Genomic DNA, 19,782 nt, shown 5'->3' on the forward strand with positions numbered 1-19,782 from the left:
TTGAATCAGATGCCGACGATCTCGCGCCGAATGAGCTGCCAGCTCTCCCGGTCGGGCGCAGAAATGATGCCACCCGTCGTCTCGCCCGGGCGATAGGGCGTGCCGTCGAATTTCGCCGTATGGCCGCCGGCCTCCTGATGCGCCAGCACGCCGGCCAGGTGATCCCAGGGCATCAGTTTCGTATGGCCGATGAAATGCAGCTTGCCGGAGGCGACCATCCAATATTCGTAGGCCGAGCAGTTGAAGGCGAAGGTCATCCGGATCTTCGCCATATTGGCGCAGATACGCGAACGATCCGGCTCGTCCATATGCCCCCACGACATGCCGCCGACCATTTGGTTCAGGCTAGCAGGCTCCGCCACCTTCAGCTTTGTCGATTGCCCGTCCTGGCGCGTCAGAAAGGCGCCTGCCCCCCTGATCGCGGTCACTGTGTCGCCGAGAACGGGATCGTGAATGATGCCGGCGACCGTCTCGCCCTTGATCGTCACTGCCAGCATCGTCCCGAAGACGGGAAGCCCAGCGGCGAAATTGAACGTCCCGTCGACAGGGTCGATGACGAAGGCAAGCTCGGCATCGGCAAGGGCCGGCACGACCGACCGGTCGGCGTCATAAGCCTCCTCGCCGACGACGAGCGCTGCGGGAAAGCGCTCTCTCAGCGCCGTGGTGATCCGCTGTTCGGCAAGCAGGTCAGCCTGGGTCACCAGATCGATTGCCGAAGTCTTTTCCGAAACATCGGCAGCGCCGAGATTACGGAAGCGGGGCATGATCTCGGCTAGCGCCGCCTCTCTGACGCAATCGCCGAGAAAGAGAATATCCTGATCTGAAATAGTCATGCGAAATCCTGCCTCATTCAATAGCCTGCCTGCTTACAGCGCCGCGCGTCTTTTTAGACGCGCAAAGGACGCTGTAACACTTTAAATTGCTGCATAATTTTATCCTCAAATCGATTCCGATTTAAGGAATTATGCAGTGCCGGCCTTTCATGAAGGATCGGTGACACCAAGGGTGGAAAAGTCGAAGAGTTTCGGGTCGAGCAGATGCGACGGGTTCACATGCGAAAGCGCCCGCAGCATCGTATCCTTGCGGCCCGGCATGCGCCGTTCGATATCGGCGAGCATGTCCTTCATCGCATTGCGCTGCAGCCCGTCCTGCGAGCCGCAGAGATCACAGGGAATGATCGGAAACTGCATGGCGGCGGCGAATTTCGCGAGGTCGTCTTCGGCAGCATAAGCGAGCGGCCGGAGCACCATCAGATCGCCCTCGTCGTTCAGAAGCTTCGCCGGCATCGAGGCGAGCCGCCCGCCATGGAAGAAATTCATGAAGAAGGTTTCGAGAATGTCCTCGCGGTGGTGGCCAAGCACCAGCGCATTGCAACCCTCTTCCCGCGCGACGCGGTAGAGATTGCCGCGCCGCAGCCGCGAACAGAGCGAGCAATAGGTGGCGCCTTCCGGCACTTTTTCCTTCACGATCGAATAGGTATCGCGATACTCGATCCGGTGGTGGACGCCGATCTTGGTGAGATAGTCCGGCAGCACGTGCTTCGGGAAGTTCGGCTGTCCCTGGTCGAGATTGCAGGCGATGAGTTCCACCGGCAGCAGGCCGCGCCATTTGAGATCGAGCAGCAGCGCCAGCAGCCCGTAGGAATCCTTGCCGCCGGAAAGGCCGACCAGCCAGCGCTTCTGGCCCTTCAGCATGTCGAAATCGTCGAAAGCCTGGCGCACCTGCCGCAGCAGCCGCTTGCGCAGCTTGTTGAAGGAGACCGAGCGCGGCGCCTCGGCAAACAGTGCATGGCCGATGTCATCCCCGGCCTCGACGGCTTCCAGATCGTCGGCGATATTGGCTGCGATATTCATTGCTTCGTCCTACAGAAATTCCACACTTGCTCTAGCAGAAACCCGCCTGGCAACACAGCGTCAATCGCCGAAAACCGACCAGCCGGTGCGCGCCGCAAGCATCTCCAGCGCTGCGGCGCCGAGCTGCGAATTGCCAACCTTGTTCAGCCCCGGCGACCACACCGCGATCGAGGCGATGCCAGGCGCCACCGCGAAGATGCCGCCGCCGACGCCGCTCTTGCCGGGCAGGCCGACATGATAGGCGAAATCGCCCGAGCCGTCGTAATGGCCGCAGGTCAGCATCAGCGCATTGATGCGCCGCGCCCGTTTCGGCGAGACCACCGAATGGCCGGTCGTCGGATTGCTGCCGCGCGCCGCCAGGAACAGCCCGGCGCGGGCGAGTTGCTCGCAGCTCATCGACAGCGCGCATTGATGGAAATAGACGCCGAGCACATGGTCGACGGGATGGTCGAGATTGCGGTAGGCGCGCATGAAGTTGGCAAGCGCGAAATTGCGGTATCCCGTCTGCGTTTCCGAGCGCGCCACCTTATCGTCGATGGTGATCGACTCGTCATCGGCGAGATAACGCACGAAACGCAGCAGCTCTCCGATTGCCTCGCGCGGCGCATGGCCGGCCATGACGACGTCGCTGACAGCGATGGCGCCGGCATTGATGAAGGGATTGCGGGGAATGCCGCTCTCGTGCTCGAGCTGGACGATCGAGTTGAAAGCCGATCCGGAGGGTTCGCGCCCGACACGCTTCCACAGCCCCTCGCCGACCTTGCCGAGCGCCAGCGTCAGCATGAAGACTTTCGATATGCTCTGGATTGAGAAGGCGGTATCGGCATTGCCGACCCGATAGACTTTACCGTCGACGGTCACGATCGCCATGCCGAACTGCTGCGGGTCGACCTTCGCCAACTCCGGAATATAATCCGCGACCTTGCCCTCGCCGATCCGCGGCTGGATATCGGCGTAAATGCTATCGAGGGTCGCCTGCAAATCTGCCATTGCTTCTCTCCAGATCGCAAAAAAGCCGCTCGAAAGAGCGGCTTTCCGTATATCGACGCATGCTGTTGTCTCGCAATCGGTTTCGACTGCGCGACGAAGGCATTAACGCGAATAGAATTCGACGACCAGATGCGGTTCCATGACGACCGGGAACGGAACGTCGCTGAGCGTCGGGACGCGGCCGAAGGTTGCGACCATCTTGTTGTGATCGACTTCGATGTAATCGGGAACATCGCGTTCTGCGAGGCTGACGGCTTCCAGAACGATCACCAGCTGCTTCGACTTTTCGCGAACTTCGATGACGTCGCCGGCCTTGCAACGGTAGGAACCGATGTTGACGCGCACGCCGTTGACCGAGACGTGGCCATGGTTGACGAACTGACGGGCAGCAAAGACCGTCGGAACGAACTTGGCGCGATAGACGATTGCGTCGAGGCGCGATTCCAGCAGGCCGATCAGGTTTTCAGAGGTGTCGCCCTTACGGCGGTCGGCTTCGGCGAAGATCGCACGGAACTGCTTTTCGCGCAGGTCACCGTAGTAACCCTTGAGCTTCTGCTTGGCGCGCAGCTGAACACCGAAGTCCGAAAGCTTGCCCTTGCGGCGCTGGCCGTGCTGGCCCGGACCGTATTCGCGGCGATTCACCGGGGACTTCGGACGGCCCCAGATGTTTTCGCCCATACGGCGGTCAATTTTGTACTTGGACGATTCGCGCTTGCTCATCGTATTTCCTTTCAAAGGTTTATGACGGTTTGTTGCCAAACCGCGCGAAGGAAACACGCCCTCCTCTGATCTCTTTCGAGATCTGACAGGATGCTCCAGTTAGCGAACGGGAACGATCCACGGGACATGTCAAATGAAACACCGGACATTGCTGCCCGGTGCTTGCGGCGGTCTTTAGAGGTCCGTCATGAAAATGTCAACAGCGGCAAACCCGGAAAGCGCCACTATTCCGCCGCCAGCGGCTGGTCGCCCGTGTCGGGGGCATTGGCGTCGCCCGGCGCCGTCTGGCAGTCCATATCAGGGAAAGCGACGATACGCTTGCCGGAAAAATCGGCGTGCACGACGATGATGCCCTGCTCCTCGAAATAGCCAAGCAGGCGGCGGGCGCGGCGGGCGGAATGGGTGCCGTAGGCGCGGGCGATGCGGGCGTCCGACGGACACGGCTCGCCGCAGACGGCGGCCTTGGCGAGCATCAGGAAGACGCCCTGCAGGTCGTCGGTGATACCTGACGACAGCGACAGCGCTGTCGCCCAGGCATCGGTCGCAGCTGTCGTCGCATCGACGCCGGAACGCGAGATCGCCACGCGCCGGCGGAAATCCGGCAGCGTGATCGGCGGTCCCGGCACGCGACGCATGCGCAGCCTTACCAGAAAATCCTGGTAGAGTACCGAATCGGTACGGAAGGCGGAGGTGGGATCGGCCAGTATCTCGGCCAGCACGCCGGCAAGGCGCTCTTCCCGCTCTTCGGCGGAGACTTCCACCTGGCTCGCCCTCGCCTCGGCTGGCGCGGCTGACGCTGCCGGCGTCGAGCGCGAGAGTTCGGCCAGGATATCGGTCGTCGGCCGCGGCGCCGGCGGTGCGCGGCGCACCAGCGGCCGCTGGAATTCCTCCGGATCGGGCGTGAAGATCAGGTCTTCGACATCTTGCGGCGCATCCGGCAGCGGCATCAGCTTCGGGCTGGAAGAGCGCGCCGAGGTCTCCACCGCGCCGATCTGGATCGGCAGCGGCCGGCGCGACAGCGCCGGCCCGAGGGCGACGAAATTGCCGCGCTTCAGATCGCGGAACATCTCGGCCTGGCGCCGATCCATACCGAGTAGGTCGGCGGCGCGCGCCATGTCGATATCGAGGAAGGTGCGGCCCATCAGGAAGTTCGAGGCCTCGGCCGCGACGTTCTTGGCGAGCTTGGCAAGCCGCTGCGTCGCGATCACCCCGGCAAGGCCGCGTTTACGGCCGCGGCACATCAGGTTGGTCATCGCGCCGAGCGACATCTTGCGCGCATCTTCCGAGACATCGCCACCGACCGACGGGGCAAACATCTGCGCCTCGTCAACCACGACGAGAACCGGATACCAGTATTCGCGATCGGCATCGAACATGCCGTTGAGGAAGGCGGCGGCAGCGCGCATCTGGTCTTCGAGATCGAGACCTTCGAGCGTAAGCACGCAGGAAACGCGATGCTGGCGAATGCGGTTGGCGATGCCCGCCAACTCCGCCTCAGTGCGCTCGCCGTCGACGACGACGTGGCCGAACCTGTCGCTGAGCGTGACGAAATCACCCTCGGGATCGATGATGACCTGCTGCACCCATTGCGCTGATTGCTCGAGCAGGCGGCGCAGCAGATGCGACTTGCCCGATCCGGAATTGCCCTGCACGAGCAGACGGGTCGCCAGCAGCTCCTCGATATCGAGCGTCGCCGGGCTGCCGGACGCCAATCCCATATCGATGCCAACCTGCACGTCCCATTCCCCTTACAAATTCCCGGCCCGTCTCTATCAGATTCGCAGGCACTGTTGTCGTCAAACCTTTAAGAACCCACAGGAAAGCCAGCCCAGGGAAATAAGGCTTTACACCGCCTCGCGCTCGACGAGGTCGCCCGCCATGTCCTTCTGCGTCGGAATCAGCAAACGTGTGCAGAGCAGGCTGACGAAAAGCGGCGCCAGCAAGACCGCAAGCCCCGCGCGCAAGCCCAGGAGTTCGCCGAGAAAGCCGATGATCGGCGGCCCGATGAGAAAACCGGTCAGGGCTGCGAAGGAAAGCGTCGCAACGCTTGAAGCGGGCGGGCGATCAGTCAGCGAAGCGACGGCCGTCACCGCAAGCGGAAACCCGACCGAGACGCCGACACCGACTGCGGCAAAGCCGAGTAGCGCAAGCGGCGTCGCCGGTGCAAGCAGAACGACGAGCATACCGGCAAGCGAGGCGATGCCGCAGCCACGGGCAATGGCAACCGCGCCGAAACGGCCTTTCATGTAATCACCGCTGAAGCGCCCCGCCGCAACCATGAAAGCGAAAACCGAATAACCGAGGCCGGTTTGTGCTCCTTCTGCATTCATGACATCGCGGAGGTAGACCGCCGACCAATCGGCGATCGCACCTTCGGTCATCGTCACGCCGAAGACGAAGGCGCAAATCCCGAGCAGAGCAAGACTGGGCAGCTTGAAGCCGGTCATTGCCTGCGAATTCTCCGCATGGTGACTTTCCGGCAATTTCGGCAAGCGCAGGCTGGCAATCAGCGCAGCCGGCAGGATAACGATCGCCGTGATCAGGATCGACCAGTGCGGCGAAAGCCCGAGGGCTATGGCACCAACGCCGATCAGGCTGCCGGCCATGATACCGAAGCTCCAGAAGCCGTGGCAGCGGCTCATGATGATCAGCCCCGTCGCCTTCTCCGTCACATCGGCCTCGACATTCATGCCGAGTTCCACCGTCGAAAGCGCAACCCCAACGACAATCAAGGCGAAGAATAGAAGCATGACGCTGGGGGCGAAGGCTGGAAGCGAAACCACGGCAAGAAAGAAGATGAAACCATAGATGATCGCCATGCGCCCGCCGATGCGCGAGACGAGGCGGCCGGCAAACGGCAGGGTGATCAGCGTGCCGATCGGCAATCCCAGAAGTGCGACGGCGAGATCGGCGGTGCCGAGTTCAAGCTTCGCCTGGATATCAGGAATGCGCGGCAACCAGGCGCCAAAGGCTATCGGCTGCAGAAAGAAGATCAGCATGACAAGTCTTTGCAGCGGCACGGCGCATCCCTTTATGTCTTGAGCGGCAAACACCCGCCCGCGATTCCCCACAGAGATGTTGCGCGATGACATCGGTGAAATAAAGCGCGCAGTGCCTTATCGCGTGCTGAGACCGAAACCCTGCATCAGTCGGCGCGTCGCAAAATCGGGATTGCCGGATGTAAAGACGGCAAAGTCGAAATTATCGGGGTGAACGGCATCGGCGATCTGCGGAATGAGTGTGCGCGCCCGCCGGGCAATGGCTTCTGCCGGATCCAGCCAGTCCACCGGCCAAGGCGCCAGTCTGCGGAATAGATTGGCCATGAAGGGATAATGCGTGCAGGCGAGCACGACGATATCGGTCTTGCGGCCTTCCTTCTCGACGAAACATTGGTCGATCTCGGTCAGCACCGCCTCATCGGAAACCGCGTCGCCCCGGATATAGGCCTCCGCCATGCGCGCCAAGTTTTCCGAGCCGACGAGCCGCACATGACATTGCTGCGCAAAGGACTGGATGAGATCGCGCGTATAGGCGCGCTTGACCGTGCCCGGCGTCGCGAGCACCGAGACCAGGCCGGAGCGCGTGCGCTCCGCCGCCGGTTTGATCGCCGGCACGGTGCCGACGAAGGTCATCTGAGGAAAGGCGGCGCGCAGATCGGCACCAACAAGCGTGAAGGCGGTGTTGCAGGCGATGATGCAGACTTCGGGATCGTGCTCCTCGAGCAGCCGGCCGAAAAGGCCGATCACCCGCTCCTTCAGCGCCTGTTCCTCCCAGCCGCCATAGGGAAAGCCGGCATCGTCGGCCACATAGATGAAGCCGCGTTCCGGCATCAGCACGCGCACCTCGCGCAGCACGGTCAGCCCGCCGATGCCGGAATCGAAGACGAGGACGGGTTTCAGCTCATGCGTCGGCGCTGTCATCGGGCGGTGTTTCCTTGGCCGCTGTCGGGAACCGGCCGCCGCGCGGGCTCTTGCGCGAGAAGCGGTCGAGGGAGGAGATGACGCCGCGCAGCACGCTGATTTCCTGCTCCGTGAAGGCCCGGCGGGAGAGTACGGCACGGAGATTGTCGACCATTTTTGGCTTTTTCCCGGCAGGGTGGAAATAACCACGCGCATCGAGCGCCTCCTCCAGCTGGTCGAACAGGCCGAACAGCTGGTCCTTGGTCGAGGGCGTCTGCCCCATTGCCTGGAAGGGCACCGCGCCGAGATCCTCCATGCCTGATTTCATCCACTCATAGGACATCAGCAGCACCGCCTGGGCGATGTTCAGCGAAGCAAAGGCCGGATTGACGGGGAAAGTGACGATCTCGTCCGCAAGCGCCACCTCCTCGTTGGTCAGCCCCCAGCGCTCGCGCCCGAAGAGGATTCCGGTTCCCTCGCCGGCACGAAACCTCGCCCGGAGCGTCTCGGCGGCAATGACCGGCGAACGCACCGGTTTGTAGCCGTCGCGCTCGCGCGCCGTCGTCGCATAAACGAAATTAAGATCGGCGACCGCCTGTTCCAGCGTGTCGTAGACCTTGGTCGCCTCGATGACGTGATCGGCCTTGGAGGCGGTCGCCAGGGCTTTCTCGTTCGGCCAACCGTCGCGCGGATTGACGAGGCGGAGTTCGGCAAGGCCGAAATTCGCCATGGCGCGCGCCACCATGCCGATATTCTCGCCCATCTGCGGCTCGACCAGAATGATGGCCGGCCCTTCGGCCAGAAGTTGACGCTCGCTGTTCGTGCCTGCCATCGTTCTATCCCTGTTTCGAGCGCGCAATAACCTCGCCCGGCGCAAACGGCAAGACATCAGCCTGCGGATAGAGCCTTTCTAGTGCCGAACCGATCATTTCGAGCCCGAGTCTGGCGCCCTCGCGCGACAGCGGCAGGTGCCGCCCTGTCGTCCGCGACGCCTTGCGCTCAATGAAGAAACAGGTCGAGCCGCGCGGGGCCACATCCTTCATCAGCGCTAGATCTGACGCGATCAGCCTCTTCAGCTCGTCGGCCTCGGCCCGCGCTGTGGAACTCTTCGCCAGGATGCGCGCCCAGTAGGTGCAGGAGAGGAAGATCGCCAGCGTCTGGCGAATCTGGCCAGGCCGTGTCACCACCGACCAGGACGAGCCGAGCGGCTTGGCAGCCACCGTCACGTCGCGGTAGCAGGCATCGATCTTCTGCGACAGCGCGATCAGCGCAAAACCGCTCTTGCCTTCGCCGATCGCGCTCAACAACTCGTCCAGCGCCTGGAACCAACGGGCGAGTGCGGCATCAAGCGCGCCACGCGTGCGTGCCGGAAAGACCAGGAAGGCGACCGCCGTTCCGGCCACCGCGCCGATCAAGGTCTCCCCGATGCGGAGTTGCAGGAGATCGAGCGTCAGCACCCCGGTCATGCCGTAGACCAGGCAGAGCACGATCGAGATGAAAAAGGTCATCGTCGCGTAGGAGACCTGCAGGAAATAGAAAGCGAGGAAGATGCAGATGCCGGCGACCGGAATGGCGATGACAGGCTCACCCGAAATCAGCGTCGCCAGCAGGAGGCCGATGGCGATCCCGAACACCGTGCCCAACGAGCGCGACAGCGCTTTCATCGCCGTGTCGCCGCGCGAATCGGTGTTGGTGAAGACGAGGAAGGCGGCAAGCACCGCCCAGAACCAGCGGTCGCGCGACAGAAGCAGGCCGAAGCCCATGGCAAGCGCCGAGGCGAGCGTGATCTGCAGCGCCGAGCGCAGCAGGGGATTGGCGAAAGAAAAGTCGATCGGCTGAGGTTGCGCCGTATCCATGGCGGCATCAATGCCGGAGAAACCGGACGCCTGCCCCTCGCCGATCGCCTGCGTCAGTTGCTGCCGGGCCTTACCGAGCCATCGAAGCGCACGCACGGTCTCGCCCTGCGGCTGGTCCTTGATGGTTTCGGCCATTTCCTCATATCTTCCAAGCTCAACCGCATCCGCCTCGATCACGGCATGCACCAGCGCAAAGGGCGGCGGGCTCTGGAAGCTCAGCACGATCGCGCTCTCGGCAGCAAGATGCGCATCGAAGAGCCGGATCGCCAGCTCTGCGGCGGGATCGGCGGAGGCATCGAAAACCCCGCCGGGCGGCCGTGGAATGAAGGTCTCCGCCATCAGCACCACTTCCTTCAGCCGGTCCTCCAGCTGGCGCAGCTCCTGCCGGTCGGCTTCGCCGATCTCGCCGCCGCCGGCAAGGGCGGCGAGCTTGAAGAGGATCTGGTTGATCCGGCCACGCACGCTTTCGAGCGAGCGCAGCAGGTCGCGCCGCCAATCGTCCGGCAGGAGCACGGCTCTCACCAGATGCCCGAAGAGCACCGAAACGACGGGGCCGATCGCCACATCAGGCAGCTCGGCAAGAGAAGGCCGGAAATAAGACCCCATGAAATAGGAGGTGAAGGCGAACATGCCGATCGCAAAACCGCGCGGCCCGAACACGCGGCCCGCCGATGCGAGCGCGATCACCACCAGGAAGACGAGATCGGAGAGAAAGCGGTGATCTTCGAGGCCCGCCGCGATGGCGACAACGCCAAGGCTTGCGGCACAACCGAAGAGCCGCGTCACCAGTTGTCGCGCATTGCCCTTGTCGCGAACCGCCACCCCGCCCTCGATCGACAGCACGATGCCAAGGCCGAAAGCCGCCGTCGGCAAAGGCAGGATGAACATCTGGATGGCGAGGAGGACTAAAAAGGAGAAAGCGATCGTCAGCGTCACCCGCGAGGCCATCCGCAGGCGCGATAGCGCCGGATCGTTGGCAAGCAGCCAGTCGCGGAACTGAAAACCGGAAAACAAGTGCAAGAGCCCCTCATGCTGCCCAGGGATCGACAGATACCGCCGCAAGAGCGGAAATCAAACCACCCGAGATCGAATCCAGATGCTCTCGAATGTCGCGCGCCTATTGGCCCTTGGCAATCAGCGCCATCGTTGCCTTCAGGGAATCGCGCGCCTGCGTTTCGATATTTTCGGTGACGATATCGTCGATGACGGTTTTGCCGCCCTCTTCGACCACTTGGAAATGAACAGTCGTATAATCCTTGGCGTCAGCAGCGTCCGAGCAGGCGGATTTCTTGAAGCGCACGGTCACCTCGGCCACGCCGTCGACCACAGGCGCTGCCGCCATCGTCAGATCCTCCAGCGGGCAGGCATCCTGGCCGTTGACGATGACGTCGTAGTCGAAGGGCGAAATGCCGTCGTCGTCGATGGCGGGAAATTGCGCCGCCGCCTGGTATTTCGCGACGAAATCGCGGCTGTAGAGATGGTCGAGCCGGCTCGCATCGAAGATGTCGGTCCAGTCGCTGTTATTGTCGGCCCAATTGCTCTTGGTCGCGTCCATGATCTCCTTCACGGGAGCGATGATATCGGCGGCATGGCCGGTGCCGGAAAAGGCAATAAGACATGCGATAACAACGGCGATTGTCTTCATGGTCGAATGTCCGGGGCGGCAGATCGTGGCGGACAATAACCAAATTCCAGCACTTGGCAATGGCGGCAAAAACGCATTCTGAAACCCGTTGCAGCTTTGCGTTCCCGGTTCACAATGCTATAGCGCTCCTCATCACATCACCCACCCGGGACCCCGTCCCCATTCAAGCTCGAACGAGGCAGATACATGAACAAGATCAAGGTCGCAAATCCCGTCGCCGATCTCGACGGCGATGAAATGACGCGCATCATCTGGCAGCTCATCAAGGATAAGCTGATCCATCCGTATCTTGACCTCGACATCGACTATTTCGACCTCTCGGTCGAAAACCGCGACGCCACCAACGACCAGGTCACCGTCGACGCCGCCAACGCCATCAAGAAATACGGCGTCGGCATCAAGTGCGCGACGATCACGCCGGATGAAGACCGCGTCAAGGAATTCAATCTCAAGCAGATGTGGAAGAGCCCGAACGGCACGATCCGCAACATTCTCGGCGGCGTCATCTTCCGCGAGCCGATCATTTGCCAGAACGTGCCGCGCCTCGTTCCCGGCTGGACCAAGCCGATCGTTGTCGGTCGTCATGCCTTCGGCGACCAGTACCGTGCCACCGACTTCCGCTTCCCCGGCAAGGGCAAGCTGACGATCAAGTTCGTCGGTGAAGACGGCACGGTTATCGAGAAGGACGTCTTCGACGCCCCCGGCTCCGGCGTTGCCATGGCCATGTACAATCTCGACGAGTCGATCCGCGAATTCGCCCGCGCCTCAATGATGTACGGCCTGATGCGTAAGTGGCCGGTTTATCTGTCGACCAAGAACACCATCCTCAAGGCCTATGACGGTCGCTTCAAGGACATCTTCGAAGAGGTGTACCAGACCGAATTCAAGGATCAGTTCAAGGAAGCCGGCATCACTTACGAACACCGCCTGATCGACGACATGGTCGCCTCGGCGCTGAAGTGGTCGGGCGGCTATGTCTGGGCCTGCAAGAATTATGACGGCGACGTCCAGTCCGACACCGTAGCCCAGGGCTTCGGCTCGCTCGGCCTGATGACCTCGGTTCTCTTGACGCCCGACGGCAAGACGGTCGAAGCCGAAGCCGCCCACGGCACGGTGACGCGTCACTATCGCCAGCACCAGAAGGGCCAGGAAACCTCGACGAACTCGATCGCCTCGATCTTCGCCTGGACCCGTGGCCTGGCGCACCGCGCCAAGCTCGACGACAATGCCGAGCTCGCCCGCTTCTCCTCGACTCTGGAAAAGGTCTGCGTCGACACCGTCGAATCCGGCTTCATGACCAAGGACCTGGCGCTGCTGATCGGCCCCGACCAGCCGTGGCTGTCGACCACCGCCTTCCTCGATAAGATCGACGAGAACCTGCAGAAGGCCATGGCGTAAGCCGGTCTTTTCGGTATAGCATTGAAACGGCGGGGCTTTCCCCGCCGTTTTCATTTGCGAGGATGAACCGATGACGGCAACCGTGCGCCCGCTCGAAGCCTCTGACCGTGCCGCCTGGGAACCTTTATGGGCTGCCTATCAGCACTTCTATGAAGTGGTCATCCCGCCTGAAACCACCGATCTCACCTGGGCTCGCTTCCACGACCCTGACGAACCGATGCATGCGCTCGGCGCCTTCGACGAAGACGGCCGCCTCGTCGGCATCGTCCATGCCATCTTTCACCGTTCCTGCTGGCTGCCGCAATGGACCTGCTATCTGCAGGATCTTTATGTCGAGAGCAGCCAGCGCGGGCTCGGCACCGGTGCTGCACTCATCGACGCCGTCGCAGATCTCGCGCGCGGAAACGGCGCAGGCAGGCTCTATTGGATGACGCACGAGGCCAACGCGACGGCGCGCCGGCTCTATGACAGCATCGCCGAGCGCTCCGGCTTCATCCAGTATCGCAAGGCGCTCTGACTGCTGCCGAAATTTGACATCAAGGGTTGATAAGTGTTGATTCTCGAAGGGGTGGTTCCGCAAACATAGGAACAACAGGAGGATCTCATGACCGAAGAACTGGTATTCTATACCAACCCGATGTCGCGCGGCCGCATCGCGCGCTGGATGCTGGAAGAGATCGGCCAGCCCTACCGCACCGAATACCTGACCTTCGGCGAGACGATGAAGGCGCCGGAATATCTCTCCGTCAATCCGATGGGCAAAGTGCCGGCGATCCGCCACGGCGATACCGTCGTTACCGAATGCGCGGCGATCTGCGCCTATCTCGCCGAAACCTTTCCCGACAAGGCGCTGGCGCCGAGGCCGGAAGAGCGCGCGGATTACTACCGCTGGATGTTCTTTGCCGCCGGTCCGCTCGAATCGGCGGTGACCATGAAGGCTCTCGGCTTCGAAATTCCGCAGGAACGCCTGCGCATGGCCGGCTGCGGCGGCTTCGGCGACGTGATGAACACACTCGAGAAAGCCGTCTCCGGTTCGACCTACGTCACCGGCGAGCGCTTCACCGCCGCCGACGTCTATGTCGGCTCCCATATCGCCTGGGGCCTCGGCTTCGGCTCCATCGAGAAGCGCCAAGCCTTCATCGACTATTTCGGCCGCATCAACGAGCGCGAGGCCTACAAGCGGGCGAACGCCCTCGATGACGAAGCCATCAAGACCATGCAGGCCGCTTGAGAGCTCGGGGACGCGGCAGATCCGCCGCCCCCCCCAAATAGCGACCTCAGACGAGCGGCATATGAATATCCGTCAGAAGCTCGGTCGGCGACACCTCTCGCGGGTTGTTGAGGTATTCCTCGAACATCACCCTGTCCTTCAACTGCCGGCCGGATTTCGGCAGCCATTCGGCAAAGAGCCACTGATAGGACTTCGGCATATTAGCATAGGGACCCTTGTGGCGCAGCACCGCATAATCGCCGCCGTCGATGGTGCGCCGCTCGAACGGCGCCTCGACCGGCACGTCGGAAGCGCCGGTGACGCAGGCGATCGACCGCAGCTTCTCTTCAGGCACGATGTCGGGATCGTCGAGATAGACGCCGATCATCCGCATGTCGGGCCTGGCGAGGCCGCGAGCATAAAGCGTGCCGAACAGCGTCTCGAAGGCCTCGTCGATATGCATGTAGGAACCGGTATGGGCAACGCCGATCAGCTCGATCGGTCCGATCTCGCGTATGGTAACGTCTAACATTGCTTTGGTCTTTCCGTTGGGTGAGGGTTCAAAGGCTGTATGGCTTCCCTCTTTCCGGTAGCGCGCCGGCGGCATGCCGTAGACCGACTTGAAGATACGATTGAAGGATTGGAGATTGGGATAGCCTGATCGCTTCGCAATTTCACTGACGGCAAGTTCCGTGCGGACGATCTCGCCAGCCGCGTGATGCAACCTGAGCCGCTTGACGGTGGCCGCCAGCGTCTCGCCGTAAATCGCCCGGTAGATCCTGTGCCAGTGATAGCTCGACATGCAGGCGATTTCGGCAAGGCGTTCCATATCCAGCTCCTCGTCGAGGTGGTCGTGAATATAGGCCGAAACCCGTCTCAGACGGTTTTCATAAAGTGCCCATGCCGTTTCGCCATTCATCTCGGAACCTCGTGCAAATCGATCGGCTTGAGAGAACCATATCCCGATTTGACAAATCCTGCTGACTTGCCCTCGGCAGTGAGCCGATGAAATGAGAAAGGCGGAAGCCAAGCCTCCGCCTTTTCGAAACGCATTGATTAGCCGGCTAATCAGCCGGCGAGTGCTACGGCAACAGCCTCGATCGCCTCGTCGGCCTTCGACCCATCGGGACCGCCGGCCTGGGCCATGTCGGGGCGGCCGCCGCCGCCCTTGCCGCCGAGGGCGGCAGAGGCGATGCGGACGAGATCGACGGCGCTGTAGCGTTGCACCAGATCCGGTGTCACCGCCACAACAGCACTTGCCTTGCCGTCGTCGGAAACGCCGACGAGGGCAACGACGCCCGAGCCGATGCTGGTCTTGCCGTCATCGGCCAGTCCCTTCAAATCCTTGGGATCGACACCCGAAATCGCCTTGCCGAGGAACTTGACGCCAGCAACTTCGCGCACGGCATCGACCGAGCCGCCCTGCCCGCCGCCCATGGCGAGTTTGCGCTTGGCGTCAGCCAATTCCTTTTCGAGCTTGCGGCGCTCGTCCATCAGCGCTTCAACACGTGACAGCACTTCGCCCGGCTGCACCTTCAGCGAGGCGGCCAGTGTCTTCACGCGTTCGTCCTGTTCGGCCAGATATTCGCGCGCCGATTCGCCGGTGACGGCCTCGATGCGGCGAACGCCGGCGCCGACGGCACTTTCACCGAGAACACGGATCAGGCCGATCTGGCCTGTGGCCCCGACATGCGTGCCGCCGCAGAGTTCGATCGAATAGGCCTTGCCGGCCTTGGCGCCGCGCACACCCTCACCCATCGCCACGACCCGGACTTCATCGCCGTATTTTTCGCCGAACAGCGCCATCGCGCCTTCGGCGATCGCATCGTCGACGCTCATCAGCCTAGTTGTAACCGGCGAATTCTGCAGCACGATCTCGTTTGCCATGTCCTCGACGATCTTCAGCTCCTCGGCCGACATCGGCTTCGGATGCGAAACGTCGAAACGCAGGCGCTCGGGCGCAACCAGCGAACCCTTCTGCGCCACATGGGTGCCGAGCACTTCGCGCAAAGCCTCGTGTAGCAGGTGGGTCGCTGAGTGATTGGCGCGCAGCCGCGAACGGCGAGCATGATCGACCGTCAGCACGACTGCATCGCCATCCTTGAACACGCCGTCGATGACAGTACCCTGATGCACGAACAGGCCTTCGCCCCTCTTCTGCGTATCTGAAATCTCGATCTTGCCGTGGTCGGACGAGATTACGCCGGTATCGCCCATCTGGCCACCGGATTCGCCGTAGAATGGCGTCTGGCTGACGACGATCTGCACCTTGTCGCCGGCCTTGGCCGCGGTCGAAACCGCGCCCTCTTTGACGATCGCCTGCACGACGCCTTCAGCCGTTTCGGTGTCGTAGCCGAGGAATTCGGTCGCACCGTGTTTTTCCTTGAGCTCGAACCAGATGGTTTCCGTCGCCTTCTCGCCGGAACCGGCCCAGTGCGAGCGGGCTTCGGCCTTCTGGCGCTGCATCGCATCGGTGAAACCGGAGATGTCGACGCCGATCTCACGGGCACGCAGTGCATCCTGCGTCAGATCGAGCGGGAAGCCGTAGGTGTCGTAGAGCTTGAAGGCGGTCTCACCATCCAGCATATCGCCCTTGGAAAGATTCGTCGTCGCGTCTGACAGAAGCGACAGGCCGCGTTCCAGCGTCTTGCGGAAACGGTTTTCCTCCAGCTTCAGCGTTTCCGAGATCAGCGCCTCGGCGCGCACCAGTTCCGGATAGGCGCGGCCCATCTGCTGCACCAGCGTCGGCAGCAGCTTGTAGACCAGCGGTTCCTTGGCGCCGAGCAGTTGTGCATGGCGCATGGCGCGGCGCATGATGCGGCGCAGCACATAACCGCGGCCCTCATTCGACGGAAGCACGCCGTCGGCGATCAGGAAGGCTGAGGAGCGCAGATGGTCGGCAATGACGCGGTGGCTGGCGCTGCCTTCCGCCTTGACGCCCATCGTGTCCTCGATGGTGCCGATCAGCGTGCGGAAGAGATCGGTGTCAAATACGCTCTGAACGCCCTGCAGAACGGCGGCCATGCGCTCCAGGCCCATGCCGGTATCGATCGATGGGCGCGGGAGCGGCGAACGCTCGCCGGGTGCGGTCTGCTCGAACTGCATGAAGACCAGGTTCCAGAATTCCAGGAACCGGTCGCCATCTTCCTCCGGGGAGCCCGGAGGACCGCCCCAAACATTCTCACCCTGATCGATGAAGATTTCCGAGCACGGGCCGCAGGGGCCGGTATCGCCCATCTGCCAGAAATTGTCGGAGGTTGGAATGCGGATGATCTTATCGTCGGAAAAGCCAGCGATCTTCTTCCACAGCGTCGCAGCTTCTTCGTCCTCGGAATAGACGGTCACCAGCAGGCGGTTCTTCGGAAGGTCGAAGCCCTCGGTGACGAGCTTCCAGGCAAGCTCGATCGCATTCTCCTTGAAATAGTCGCCGAAGGAGAAGTTGCCGAGCATCTCGAAGAAGGTCAGGTGGCGTGCAGTATAGCCGACATTGTCGAGATCGTTGTGCTTGCCGCCGGCTCGCACGCATTTCTGCGAAGTCGTCGCCGTCGAATAGGGACGCTTTTCGAGGCCGGTGAAGACGTTCTTGAACTGCACCATGCCGGCATTGGTGAACATCAGCGTCGGGTCGTTGCGCGGCACGAGCGGGCTCGACGGAACGATCTGATGGCCGTTCTTCTTGAAATAGTCGAGGAAGGTCGACCGGATATCGTTCACGCCGCTCATGCTATGCCCTTCAATGCTGCCGGAGGCAGGTAAATACAAATCCATCGGCTTTTAACGTTCGCCCCCGCCACTGTCCAGCAGACAAACAAAACCGACCGCATTCTCATCAGGAATGCGGCCGGTTGGAACTGTCCGATGAGTTTAAGCGCGAAAATTACATTTCCGCGGAGGCATCGCCATCGCCGTCATCGGGCTCCGGTCCGCCATTCTGCAGGAAGCGGTCGGCGATCAGGCCGGCATTCTGGCGCAGCGACAGTTCGATCTCGCGGGCGAGGTCCGGATTATCGCGCAGGAAGGTCTTGGCGTTTTCGCGGCCCTGGCCGAGGCGCTGGCTGTTATAGGAGAACCAGGCGCCCGACTTTTCGACGATACCGGCCTTGACGCCGAGATCGACCAGTTCGCCGGTCTTGGAAACACCCTCACCATACATGATGTCGAACTCGACCTGCTTGAAGGGCGGCGCCATCTTGTTCTTGACGACCTTGACGCGGGTCTGGTTGCCGATCACCTCTTCGCGCTCCTTGACCGCGCCGATGCGGCGGATGTCGAGGCGTACGGAGGCGTAGAATTTCAGCGCATTGCCGCCCGTCGTCGTTTCCGGCGAGCCGAACATGACGCCGATCTTCATGCGGATCTGGTTGATGAAGATCACCATGGTGTTCGACTTCGAGATCGAAGCGGTGAGCTTGCGCAGCGCCTGGCTCATCAGTCGTGCCTGCAGGCCGGGAAGGCTGTCGCCCATCTCGCCTTCGATTTCGGCACGCGGCGTCAGGGCAGCGACCGAGTCGACGACGAGAACGTCGACGGCGCCGGAGCGCACCAGCGTATCGGTGATTTCGAGCGCCTGCTCGCCGGTATCGGGCTGCGAGATCAAAAGGTTCTGCAGGTCGACGCCAAGCTTGCGGGCATAGACGGGATCGAGCGCATGTTCGGCATCGACGAAGGCGCAGATGCCACCCTTCTTCTGCGCTTCGGCAATCGTCTGCAATGCAAGCGTCGTCTTACCGGAGCTTTCCGGCCCGTAGATTTCGATGATGCGGCCCCTCGGCAGGCCACCAACGCCGAGTGCAATATCGAGGCCAAGCGAGCCGGTCGAGATCGTCTCGATCTCGACAACATTCTCGTTGGAGCCGAGTTTCATGATCGAGCCCTTGCCGAACGACCGCTCTATCTGTGAGAGTGCCGCTTCAAGCGCCTTGCTTTTGTCCACCGATTTGTCCTCTACCAGCCGCAATGAATTCTGAGACATCCGATCCACCTTTAGGTTATTGAAGCCGCTCTAGCAATGTCGAGTTTGTACCCTATTTGTTCCATTTTCGCAATAGGCGATCAAATAATTGAAAGAAAAAGGTAAAACGACCCGTGTTCTGTATTTGTTTTATCGATGAAAAGCAACGACTTAGGTTTGAAGTGCTGGCACGAGCGGCACAAGGCGCATCGCATCGATTCGCCTTTCGGGCATCGGGAGAGCGGCTCGGATGAAGAAAAAGATTCTTGTTCTCGGCGGCGCCCATATCGATCGGCGCGGCCGTATCTCCGGCGAGACGGCGCCTGGCGCCAGCAATCCCGGCACCTGGTTCGAGGAGCCGGGCGGCGGTGGCTTCAATGCGGCGCGCAACCTGGCAAGGCTCGGTTTTCAGGTGACGATGATCTCGCCGCGCGGCGGCGATCCGATGGGCGAGACGGTCGGAGAAGCTGCCGATTTCGCCGGCATCGACGACCGGCCCTTCGTCTTCCTCGACCGCAAGACGCCGAGCTATACGGCAATCATCGAGAAGGACGGCAATCTGGTGATCGCCCTTGCCGACATGGATCTTTACCGCTTCTTCGTGCCACGGCGTCTCTCCATCCGCTGGGTGCGGGAGGCCTTCGCCGCCCATGACTTCATCCTTTTTGACGCCAACCTGCCGGAAGAGACGATCGCGGCGATCGTCGCGAAGGCGCACTCGCTAGGCAAGCCCGTCGCGGCAATCGCCATCTCGCCGGCCAAGGTCGTCAGGCTGAAACCCTGCATCGGGGATATCGACTACCTGTTCCTGAATGAGGCAGAAGCTGCCGCCCTTGCCGGTGAGCGGCCGGAAGGGGCTGCAGGCTGGCCGCCGTTGCTGAACGAGATCGGCATCAGGAACGCCGTCGTCACCCGCGGCCGGCGCGAGCTCGTCGCGCTTTGCGACGGCCGCGCCGTGACGCTACAGCCGCCGATTGCCGACATCGTCGCCGATGTCACGGGTGCCGGCGATTCCCTTGCAGCCGGCACGCTCGCCGCATTGATATCAGGCCTGCCGCTCGAAGAAGCCGTCCGCCACGGCACTGCGGCCGCCATACTGACCGTGCAGTCGCGGCACGCCGTCAACGAAAATCTGACGCCCGATCTCCTGAATGAGGCGCTTGCCCTTGTCCCCAAGGTCAGAATTCTGCATTGAAGCGGCGAATTAAATAGTTGAGCATGATGTCGACCGAAAACCGCTCACCCTTTTCGGCATCATGC

Annotated in this window: 17 protein-coding genes; 4 read left to right on the forward strand and 13 right to left on the reverse strand. The window is 61.8% G+C overall.

Features of this window, described 5'->3' with window-relative positions; genetic code table 11:
• Window positions 1-5: 5 nt before the first annotated feature.
• The 10 genes from AC244Q_RS10575 to AC244Q_RS10620 form a co-directional block, all read right to left on the reverse strand.
• A complete protein-coding gene (locus AC244Q_RS10575) occupies window positions 6-833 on the reverse strand; it encodes an inositol monophosphatase family protein (protein ID WP_128406491.1) in 828 nt (275 codons plus the stop codon).
• Window positions 834-980: 147 nt separating this feature from the next.
• Window positions 981-1,853: a tRNA 2-thiocytidine(32) synthetase TtcA gene (gene ttcA, locus AC244Q_RS10580; protein WP_128406492.1), complete on the reverse strand. Its 873-nt coding sequence runs from the start codon at window positions 1,851-1,853 to the stop codon at window positions 981-983.
• A gap of 60 nt (window positions 1,854-1,913) precedes the next feature.
• A complete protein-coding gene (locus AC244Q_RS10585) occupies window positions 1,914-2,843 on the reverse strand; it encodes a glutaminase (RefSeq protein WP_011652167.1) in 930 nt (309 codons plus the stop codon).
• 102 nt (window positions 2,844-2,945) lie between these two features.
• Window positions 2,946-3,563, reverse strand: coding sequence for a 30S ribosomal protein S4 (rpsD, locus tag AC244Q_RS10590; RefSeq protein ID WP_003540107.1), 618 nt, complete (start codon window positions 3,561-3,563; stop codon window positions 2,946-2,948).
• 224 nt (window positions 3,564-3,787) lie between these two features.
• Window positions 3,788-5,299, reverse strand: a complete 1,512-nt coding sequence (locus AC244Q_RS10595; RefSeq protein ID WP_128406493.1) for a helicase HerA domain-containing protein — start codon at window positions 5,297-5,299, stop codon at window positions 3,788-3,790.
• 108 nt (window positions 5,300-5,407) lie between these two features.
• On the reverse strand, window positions 5,408-6,655 hold the full coding sequence (locus AC244Q_RS10600; protein ID WP_206641077.1) for an MFS transporter: 1,248 nt from the start codon (window positions 6,653-6,655) through the stop codon (window positions 5,408-5,410).
• Window positions 6,656-6,679: 24 nt separating this feature from the next.
• The gene (murI, locus tag AC244Q_RS10605; protein WP_128406494.1) at window positions 6,680-7,483 is read right to left on the reverse strand and encodes a glutamate racemase; all 804 of its coding nucleotides are present in this window, start codon (window positions 7,481-7,483) and stop codon (window positions 6,680-6,682) included.
• On the reverse strand, window positions 7,464-8,294 hold the full coding sequence (locus tag AC244Q_RS10610; protein WP_012757650.1) for an RNA methyltransferase: 831 nt from the start codon (window positions 8,292-8,294) through the stop codon (window positions 7,464-7,466). Before AC244Q_RS10610 ends, murI begins: the two co-directional genes overlap by 20 nt.
• Window positions 8,295-8,298: 4 nt before the next feature.
• Complete coding sequence (locus AC244Q_RS10615) at window positions 8,299-10,338, reverse strand: FUSC family protein (protein ID WP_128406495.1); 2,040 nt, start codon at window positions 10,336-10,338, stop codon at window positions 8,299-8,301.
• A gap of 97 nt (window positions 10,339-10,435) precedes the next feature.
• Complete coding sequence (locus tag AC244Q_RS10620) at window positions 10,436-10,963, reverse strand: hypothetical protein (RefSeq protein ID WP_026157367.1); 528 nt, start codon at window positions 10,961-10,963, stop codon at window positions 10,436-10,438.
• A 186-nt stretch (window positions 10,964-11,149) separates the two neighbouring features.
• On the opposite strand from AC244Q_RS10620, the gene AC244Q_RS10625 reads away from it, so the two are divergent.
• From AC244Q_RS10625 to AC244Q_RS10635, 3 genes are all read left to right on the forward strand, one after another.
• Window positions 11,150-12,361 carry an NADP-dependent isocitrate dehydrogenase gene (locus AC244Q_RS10625; RefSeq protein WP_012757653.1) on the forward strand — a complete coding sequence of 404 codons (1,212 nt, stop codon included), beginning with the start codon at window positions 11,150-11,152 and terminating at the stop codon, window positions 12,359-12,361.
• A 70-nt stretch (window positions 12,362-12,431) separates the two neighbouring features.
• The gene (locus AC244Q_RS10630) at window positions 12,432-12,878 is read left to right on the forward strand and encodes a GNAT family N-acetyltransferase (RefSeq protein ID WP_012757654.1); all 447 of its coding nucleotides are present in this window, start codon (window positions 12,432-12,434) and stop codon (window positions 12,876-12,878) included.
• Between the two features lie 87 nt (window positions 12,879-12,965).
• Window positions 12,966-13,592, forward strand: coding sequence for a glutathione S-transferase family protein (locus AC244Q_RS10635; protein WP_012757655.1), 627 nt, complete (start codon window positions 12,966-12,968; stop codon window positions 13,590-13,592).
• A 46-nt stretch (window positions 13,593-13,638) separates the two neighbouring features.
• On the opposite strand, the gene AC244Q_RS10640 is transcribed toward AC244Q_RS10635, so the two are convergent.
• From AC244Q_RS10640 to recA, 3 genes are all read right to left on the reverse strand, one after another.
• The gene (locus AC244Q_RS10640; RefSeq protein ID WP_128406496.1) at window positions 13,639-14,490 is read right to left on the reverse strand and encodes an AraC family transcriptional regulator; all 852 of its coding nucleotides are present in this window, start codon (window positions 14,488-14,490) and stop codon (window positions 13,639-13,641) included.
• Window positions 14,491-14,639: 149 nt separating this feature from the next.
• Window positions 14,640-17,294, reverse strand: coding sequence for an alanine--tRNA ligase (gene alaS, locus AC244Q_RS10645; protein ID WP_113545003.1), 2,655 nt, complete (start codon window positions 17,292-17,294; stop codon window positions 14,640-14,642).
• A 154-nt stretch (window positions 17,295-17,448) separates the two neighbouring features.
• Window positions 17,449-18,543, reverse strand: a complete 1,095-nt coding sequence (gene recA, locus AC244Q_RS10650) for a recombinase RecA (protein WP_113545002.1) — start codon at window positions 18,541-18,543, stop codon at window positions 17,449-17,451.
• Window positions 18,544-18,772: 229 nt separating this feature from the next.
• Between recA and AC244Q_RS10655 the strand changes: the two genes are divergently transcribed.
• Window positions 18,773-19,717, forward strand: a complete 945-nt coding sequence (locus AC244Q_RS10655) for a carbohydrate kinase family protein (protein WP_017994223.1) — start codon at window positions 18,773-18,775, stop codon at window positions 19,715-19,717.
• The last annotated feature ends 65 nt before the right edge of the window (window positions 19,718-19,782 follow it).

This window comes from Rhizobium sp. CB2179 (assembly GCF_057653455.1).

Bases quoted from the DNA above. Each gene is read 5' to 3' on its own strand.
- murI (WP_128406494.1), bottom strand. From the start codon at position 7,483: ATGACAGCGCCGACGCATGAGCTGAAACCCGTCCTCGTCTTCGATTCC.
- AC244Q_RS10640 (WP_128406496.1), bottom strand. From the start codon at position 14,490: ATGAATGGCGAAACGGCATGGGCACTTTATGAAAACCGTCTGAGACGG.
- AC244Q_RS10635 (WP_012757655.1), top strand. From the start codon at position 12,966: ATGACCGAAGAACTGGTATTCTATACCAACCCGATGTCGCGCGGCCGC.
- AC244Q_RS10630 (WP_012757654.1), top strand. From the start codon at position 12,432: ATGACGGCAACCGTGCGCCCGCTCGAAGCCTCTGACCGTGCCGCCTGG.
- ttcA (WP_128406492.1), bottom strand. From the start codon at position 1,853: ATGAATATCGCAGCCAATATCGCCGACGATCTGGAAGCCGTCGAGGCC.
- alaS (WP_113545003.1), bottom strand. From the start codon at position 17,294: ATGAGCGGCGTGAACGATATCCGGTCGACCTTCCTCGACTATTTCAAG.
- recA (WP_113545002.1), bottom strand. From the start codon at position 18,543: ATGTCTCAGAATTCATTGCGGCTGGTAGAGGACAAATCGGTGGACAAA.
- AC244Q_RS10625 (WP_012757653.1), top strand. From the start codon at position 11,150: ATGAACAAGATCAAGGTCGCAAATCCCGTCGCCGATCTCGACGGCGAT.
- AC244Q_RS10575 (WP_128406491.1), bottom strand. From the start codon at position 833: ATGACTATTTCAGATCAGGATATTCTCTTTCTCGGCGATTGCGTCAGA.
- AC244Q_RS10620 (WP_026157367.1), bottom strand. From the start codon at position 10,963: ATGAAGACAATCGCCGTTGTTATCGCATGTCTTATTGCCTTTTCCGGC.
- AC244Q_RS10585 (WP_011652167.1), bottom strand. From the start codon at position 2,843: ATGGCAGATTTGCAGGCGACCCTCGATAGCATTTACGCCGATATCCAG.
- AC244Q_RS10655 (WP_017994223.1), top strand. From the start codon at position 18,773: ATGAAGAAAAAGATTCTTGTTCTCGGCGGCGCCCATATCGATCGGCGC.
- rpsD (WP_003540107.1), bottom strand. From the start codon at position 3,563: ATGAGCAAGCGCGAATCGTCCAAGTACAAAATTGACCGCCGTATGGGC.
- AC244Q_RS10600 (WP_206641077.1), bottom strand. From the start codon at position 6,655: ATGTCATCGCGCAACATCTCTGTGGGGAATCGCGGGCGGGTGTTTGCC.
- AC244Q_RS10610 (WP_012757650.1), bottom strand. From the start codon at position 8,294: ATGGCAGGCACGAACAGCGAGCGTCAACTTCTGGCCGAAGGGCCGGCC.